Source organism: Agathobaculum sp. LCP25S3_E8 (assembly GCF_052117165.1).
In the GTDB taxonomy this organism is placed as follows: domain Bacteria; phylum Bacillota; class Clostridia; order Oscillospirales; family Butyricicoccaceae; genus Agathobaculum.
The window spans coordinates 1-7,585 of record NZ_JBQKJR010000090.1; the positions used below are offsets into that span (position 1 = coordinate 1).

Sequence of the window (7,585 nt, forward strand, 5' to 3'; positions counted from 1 at the left end):
ACATGAACATGAAGCATCTGGAGGCGACCGTTGAGGATGCCTCCATTGCTGGCTGACTTCATTCATAACAGAGTCTGCGAACTAAAGTGCGAAAAATTCTTGACACGACCGTATTATTAGGTGCGTGCGATAACAAAGATGTATTGCCGAACGGAATGGAGGCGACTGACAACAACTCTGCAGATTTGCGAGAATATATAGAAGAAGCTTATGGTTTTGCAGACAATCCGGTATATGGAACACGTATAGCGCATGTACAGAACGGATATGGCTCAACTTCTATAACATATGATGAGAAATTTAAAAAGTATTCACAGGGGGGAGCAGTTTTTTATAAAGCGGTTGCACCTGATGAAAAGACAGAGGGATGGGTATGTACCTATCTGGCGGATGATGAAAATAATGGAATTGCATTGAATGCGACCTATTCCTACAGCGTAGAGGGACAGGATGCTGACTATTATGGCGTCACATTGGCAATGCCGGCAAAGATAAATCGCTGTTATGCGATTATAGGTGACGATGTCCTTGCAGGTGTGCAATTAACCGAACAGGAAGATGTTTCGAATAAAGATGAACTGATATATAGCGAAAGTATTGCAATTTATAGATTGACAGATAGCGGACTTAAAGATTTGTATACGATTAGTCGCACTATAGAATCCAATGAGAAAGAGTTAAAAAATTTTGTAATCAGAAGTGATGCTGAGCAAATTATATATGCGGCAGGATATAGCAGTTATACAGCAGATGGGGCTGAGTTTGTATCAACACAACAGGAATTTTGTGATAGGGCAAATGCACTGCTGAAGAACTGTTCGCTAGATTGCATTACTTTAAACAAGACATCGTGGAATAACAGATGGTATGGAATGAGCATTGATGAGAATGGCATTGGCAATGACATGGTTAAAGTGGATTTTGTGATTTCAGAAGCAACAATAGATGAAAACGGCGATGAAGAGAACGATATTGTAATCACGATGAATGATGAGAAACAGCGAGAGGAAAACATTCCGTTGGAAGAAATAGAGGATTTCCCTGTTACATATAACCATACTACTGAAACAACGCCGCAAGAACCCATTGTTATGCCAGAAAGTGTACCGCAGTCAATAGATGAGGATGAGTTACAGAATTTGACATACTTCAATATAGACGGATTTTGGCATTCGACGGATAACAGATATGTGTATTACATTTATACACAACATCCGGACTCGGGATTTGGAACGCTGTATTTTGCTGATTTGGAGGGGCGCGCAGAAGCAAAGCATGGACAAGTTAAGCAAACATCATCGTACAGTGTGATTCTGAAGGCAATGGAGGATGATGTGTTTTCGCCGGAGGTGTTTGCAGCGAACAATCAATTAGTGTCGGACGAGATCGTTCTTGAAAAAGTAGATGACAGTATTGCATCGAATCTTTTCGGTACATGGATTAATGAAGATGTAACGTATACATTCGATATGGATGGGAATTATCACGTGAAGACATCAGAAGATTCTGATTGGGGTAAGTATTTCGTAGTGAGCGAAAGCGAACTTGTTCTAGGTGAGAGATTGGACAATCTCACGTTGTGGCCATATGAGATTGATGGTGACACACTAACCATTAACAACACGTTTTCATTAAAGCGGCAATGAATGCAGTTGATTGATAGAAGATAACAAGGAGGATGAACAATGTTTTGCTGGAAATGCGGTAAGGAAGTATCTCCTGATTCAAAGTTTTGCGAATATTGTGGCAGCGTATTGAATCATGGGCAAGTTGAAAATGTAGCAGCTATTCCACCCAAAAAAAGAAAACGAAAAAAAGTTATCATTTCAGTCATAGCGGCTGTGCTGGTTGTTGCAATTGGAGTAGGGGGATTTTTTGAAATCAAAAAGATCCTTGAGAGTACAACCGAAGATGAAAGAGCAATATTTGCTATTGAAGATCAAGGCTCATCTACACCTGAGGAGCTGGTCGCTGCATTTACTTCTGCCTTGCAAACCCTAAATTTTGATCAGGCGCTTACCTGTTTCGATATTGTCAATGCTGCACAAAGCAATGTTGGAGTTGGAATAGAACGTAGCGGAATTTACTCGGTGACAAATGCAAGCGCTTGGGGGCAGCTTCCCACTGAGCATGAATCATATAGGGCATATATACCGTTAAATGAGGTTGGACGGCTGTCTTGTAGCCAGCGTGACATAATATACTTCATATTTGATCTTTTGCTGGGAGACAGTAATTTTACCGAATTGCAGGATATTGCCGATTCAAAAATGGTAGCATTTCCCGCCGATAACGATACTTCAGATGCAGTCACATATGCTGATCTTTTTGCAGAGCTCGATCCAATGCAACTTTCAACATTAAATTTCGTAGAGTTAATTTATGTCGATCCGGAAGTGCAGGATGATGAACGCAATCGTCAAAATATAGCAAAGGCATGTGAGCAATATCACTGTGATGACGTAGAACACTATTACGTCATTTATACATTAAATGGCCAATATTATTGCGGTAGTATGATTCTCCATCATTATGACGAAGGCTGGAAGATTTACACATTAAATAGTTCACTGGCATATATGGGAATCGGCGAAGTCATTCCGATATCCAGACAAGAATATCTTGATCTTGTGCAGACCCATAAATTAGAGAAAAAAGAATAATATGTGAGATGTTAACCGATTGGAGGAAAGTATGGCTAAATTTTGTGGGAAATGCGGTGCAAAGCTGGATGAGACTACAGGGCTGTGTCCAAATTGCAATGCGGAAGATGCGGAAAAAATTAGTGAACAGGAAAAAAATGCGTCTGGCATATCTGAAAACCTAAGTCGTGCTCAAATTCAAGGAGAAGCATCCCAAATACTTAATGAGAAAGAACAGAAAAAAGAAGATAAAAAAGCGGGTAAAAAGGCAAAGAAAGCCCAAAAAAAGGAAGCTAAGAAGGAAAAACGTGCGCATTGGTCCACTGGTAAGAAAATTCGCAGATTTTTCTTAAAGTTTGCATTAATCGTGTTGCTTTTTTTGATTTTGGTTACTGGAATCATAGGAAGTTTAACTTACTTTGGATTTGTAGAATTTCCAACGGTGACTGAAGTCATTGAAAAATTAGGTCTAAATAGTGAATCAGACATTGCCAGATTATTTGAGGATTTTGCAAATGAATATCAGGTGATTTCTGAAAACGAAGATGGAACATATACGTTTACAATTGAAGCCCCTGATTTTGCCAATATACTTAAGCAAGAAATAGAAGTTAATCCCACAATGACAATAAATTTAGAAAATATAACCCTATTGATCAATAAATATCCTGATTTGAAAAAAACGTACGAGTTTACTGCAGCAAGTAATGAGCAGGATGATATTCAAAAAGCGTTCTTACAACAAATTTCTTATGATTTAATGGTTGCTGCAATTGTGGATACGCCAATATCTGAAGCTCAGGGGCAGGAGGTAGTGGAATGAAACGTATATTAAGTTTAATATTGCTGATAACACTAATTTTTACTCTATGTCCAACATCTGCTTATGCAGTAGATACGATGACTGATAGCCAAATCAATCAAGTTACGCAAAATATGATGAACCACATCAGCAATCGCGACTATACATTACTTGTGAATAATAAGTATCGTCAGTATCCCAATTTTATAGAGGAATTTAATTCTAATATATATGCGACTGCTACTATGGAGCTTATAAATGAATTAATTGATAGTGGAAGCGTATTGGACATTGAAGAAGATAAATATATGGAGGTTTTAATAAATATAATGGCTGTTTCTGAACATGATAATGCATCAGACATGGCTATACAAAACCAACAGGATAATCTGAAAACCTTTCAAGATTATGCGATGGATATTGCAGAGATGGGTGCCAATGTTGCTACGGTTATGACGGGCAATACATCTCTTGGAAGCTTAGGAGAAAATCTATCAACTGCTATAAGTGGACTAGATACACTGGCTAAAAATACAGATAACTGGATTGGTGCGTTAAGTAATCTTGAAACAATTGTGCAAAATTATGAAAAGCATGAAATTTTTTTATCTGCAATTGAGAATGAAAGTGAAGGGAATTTAAAACAGGCTGCTGCAAAATTAAAAAATGCTATGTCCACTGCGATGAAAATTAAGTTGGATACATACACGGAAATATCTAATGAGAATTTTAAAAATTACTCGGAATTCTTTTTTGAAGACATTTTTTTTAAGACGCTGAAAAATACGCAGGAATATGCAACAGATGATGCATTTGCATTTTTTGTTGATGGCGGAAGTTCTATTGTCGGCAATATTAGTGTGCTTAATGCATCCTGGGAGTTGGGCAAACAAATCGGTACACTTATAGGAAATATAGCTGTTGGGGGAGAGAATCTCATAAATCGAGTAAGAGAAATTAAAGTAGCAACTGATATACGCCGAGCATTGTCCCTAAGTATGATCAATCAGGTGGCTCAGTTTACAACCGATTACTCTTCCAATGAAGCGCAGGAAATGCTATACGAGGAAGTTAGACAGTATGTAGCACTTTCGGAATATATCATAAATTGTGATATGCGTGGCGAATATTGTATGTATAGCATTGTGGCAAACGATGCCGGATTGCTTTCTTGGTTTAATAAGAAATCGGCTGAGGAAGCAGAACAATGGTATTATGATTCTTGCGAACTATTGCAGTCTACACAAAAAAAATATTTTGAAAACATATTAAATTATAGTAATGATATACCCTCTAACGCCGTCGTATTTAATAATCATTTCTACACAATTTACGATTTTTCACCTATCGCATCTGCAGAAACGAACACTTGGGAAAATGCATTTGAATATTGTGAAGGCGTAAATGGTTATCTTGCAACCATTACATCAAAAGAAGAAAATGATTTTTTATTTGATTACATGACAGAACAAGGATATGATAGTGCTTATTTCGGTTTGACAGATAGTTCTTGGGAGGGGCACTGGGAATGGAAAAATGGCACTAAGTCAGACTATACTAATTGGGCATTAAATGAGCCAACCGGAAGAGACGGAGCAAATTATGCGAAACTATCTTCTGACTATCCTGATGGGGCTTGGTCTGATGGTGTATTTAGTAGTTCAGATAGCGGAGGAACAGCATTTATTTGTGAATGGGAGGGTACATTTAACTCTGACAATATTACAAATATCCCAGTTAGAACAACTTCGGATGAACGCGATATCGTCCTTGTACTTGATGTTTCGGGCAGTATGTCGGGGACACCTATGAATGAAACAAAAAAAGCTTCTACCAAATTTATTAATACAATTCTGGATGAAAATGCCAGCATTGGAGTTGTAACCTATGATAATACCGCATCTATGTTATCTGATTTTGCTGTGGATAAAACGTATTTGACAGATGTTATAACAAATATCTCTGATGGTGGAGGCACGAATATTGAATCCGGTTTGGCAGAAGCAAAATCCATGTTGGATAGTAGCAATGCCAAGAAAAAAATCATTATTCTTATGAGCGATGGAGAACCAAATTCTGGAAAAACAGGAGATGAATTGGTTGCATATGCAGATAGTTTGAAAAATAATGATATACTCATTTATACATTGGGATTCTTTGAAAACATGGGGAACGAAAAGTCTTCAGCACAAAACTTGATGGAAAAATTAGCCAGTGATGGCTGTCACTATGAAGTCGCCAGTGCGGACGATTTAGTTTTTTTCTTCGAAGACATGGCGGATCAAATTAACGGACAAAAATATATTTATATCCGCATCGCATGCCCTGTTGATGTTTCTGTCACCTATAGTGGAGAAACCTTATGCTCTGCCAAGGAGAATCTCAATGACCGAACAGCTTTTGGCACATTGACCTTTGAGGATAGTGAGAATGAGGCAACTGCCAATGAAGATGACCGTATTAAAGTTCTCCGACTCAAAGAGGGGGCGGACTATGATGTGCAAATTGTTGGAACGGGTCGAGGAATGATGGATTATACTATTGGCTTTATGGATGAAAACGGTAATTACAGTGATTTCCGCCGATTTGAGAATGTTAAAATCACTAAGCAGACGATCATTGATACTATTGCGACGGTTTCGGATGAAAGCATCCTGAACATAGATCAAAATGGTGATGGAAAGTACGATGTGAGATTGCGTGCGGAGGAAAATGGATATGGTGAGGAAATAAAAATACCAATCTGGATTTATGCGGGAATTGGCGTAGGAATAGTACTTTTAGTTCTTGTTGGACTAGCCGTGGTAAAAATTCGTAAGGGCAAAAAGAGAGATAAGGTGCACTCTTAATATGGCAAAATTTTGTGGAAATTGTGGGGCTAAGATGGACGATAATGATAAAGTCTGTGGTCAGTGCGGGACACCGGTAGATAGCGAAACAAAAACATCTTCAGTGAAGATTATTGACATGGAAAGGAGAAAACGGAATAAAAAACTTTTAAAACTTATTGTTGTGTTAATCCTCATAATAGCGGTAGTTGCCACTGCAATCAACGTGGTAACCAAGTTCGTGGGGCCGAACGGCCTGCTTCGCAAAGTTATGTCTGCATATGAAGAGTATGATATCGATACATTGGTATCATTGTCTAGTGATATATATTATTATGGTGAAGATGCCTATGTAGAAAATTATTTTAAAAATATAGTGGGAGCAACACTGGATTTGTTTGAAGCTTCTATTGGCCATGACTACCAAATTTCTTATGAAGTTAATGCAACATACACAATGTCTAAACGTAACACACAAGAAACGCTTGAAGAAATTCAGAATACTTATCCTGATTTTGATGTTAGGATTATCGACAAAATTATTGTTTCAAATATAACCGTAACTGCGAAGCGGGGGAGTGATTCGGTAGATGAGGAATTGAATGTCATTATTTCGAAGGAGGATGGCGCATGGAAATTACTATATATCGAATGATGCATATTAAAAGGAGTTGAGATTTTCGTAACTGTATAAATGTAAACGTCGGACGGTAAAAAATTCAAAACGCCGGAAACAGAGACAGCTTCAGACATAGCGACCGGCGAGGGATTTTTTGTTCCGATCGGGAGGGAGGACAGCAGAACGGGCTGGTTCAGCCCACGCCGCTTCAAGCTTCACCAATGCAAAACATTTACATTGTATATAGTATATACTATACTTATAGTGCAAGGAGACGTGGCAAATGGACACAAACATGATGTTTCGCATTGACAGCCAGACCAAGGCGCGGATGACGGAGATCTGCAATCAGCTCGGCATGACTCCTTCCATGGCGTTCAATATATTTGCCAACGCTTTTGTGCGCGCTGGCGGAATGCCGTTTCCGGTCCGGCTGGAAACTCCGGCTCCTGAGATGACACGAGAGCAGATGCTGGCCGATATAGACGATATTCTGGATGATTATGCACAGGACTACAAGAAAATGTCCGAATAACTTGGTACACAGAAAGAGTAATTGCACGATCAAGGCCGACATCGTTTGCGAGACCATCCCAAACTTTGTGTAAACCTCCGATGTGGTGTAGAATAGGAGCACCACATTGGAGGATTTTTGTAATGGCTAGAAAGAATCGTACCCCAGAAGAAAACGCAC

General features: G+C 38.7%; 6 protein-coding genes. All 6 read left to right on the forward strand.

Translation table 11 applies throughout. The features are described 5' to 3' along the window. Positions 1-86 precede the first annotated feature (86 nt). Positions 87-1,646, forward strand: coding sequence for a hypothetical protein (locus ACTQ34_RS16905; RefSeq protein ID WP_441364796.1), 1,560 nt, complete (start codon positions 87-89; stop codon positions 1,644-1,646). Positions 1,647-1,685: 39 nt separating this feature from the next. Then, positions 1,686-2,663 (forward strand): zinc-ribbon domain-containing protein, encoded by a 978-nt coding sequence (locus tag ACTQ34_RS16910; protein ID WP_441364797.1) that lies wholly within the window; start codon positions 1,686-1,688, stop codon positions 2,661-2,663. A gap of 31 nt (positions 2,664-2,694) precedes the next feature. Continuing rightward, positions 2,695-3,465, forward strand: a complete 771-nt coding sequence (locus ACTQ34_RS16915; protein ID WP_441364798.1) for a hypothetical protein — start codon at positions 2,695-2,697, stop codon at positions 3,463-3,465. Further along, the gene (locus ACTQ34_RS16920; RefSeq protein ID WP_441364799.1) at positions 3,462-6,293 is read left to right on the forward strand and encodes a VWA domain-containing protein; all 2,832 of its coding nucleotides are present in this window, start codon (positions 3,462-3,464) and stop codon (positions 6,291-6,293) included. Before ACTQ34_RS16915 ends, ACTQ34_RS16920 begins: the two co-directional genes overlap by 4 nt. 1 nt (position 6,294) lies before the next feature. Further along, entirely contained in the window at positions 6,295-6,927 is a 633-nt protein-coding gene (locus ACTQ34_RS16925) for a zinc ribbon domain-containing protein (RefSeq protein ID WP_441364800.1), read from the forward strand. A 247-nt stretch (positions 6,928-7,174) separates the two neighbouring features. After that, positions 7,175-7,426 carry a type II toxin-antitoxin system RelB/DinJ family antitoxin gene (locus ACTQ34_RS16930; protein ID WP_441364801.1) on the forward strand — a complete coding sequence of 84 codons (252 nt, stop codon included), beginning with the start codon at positions 7,175-7,177 and terminating at the stop codon, positions 7,424-7,426. Positions 7,427-7,585: the final 159 nt, after the last annotated feature.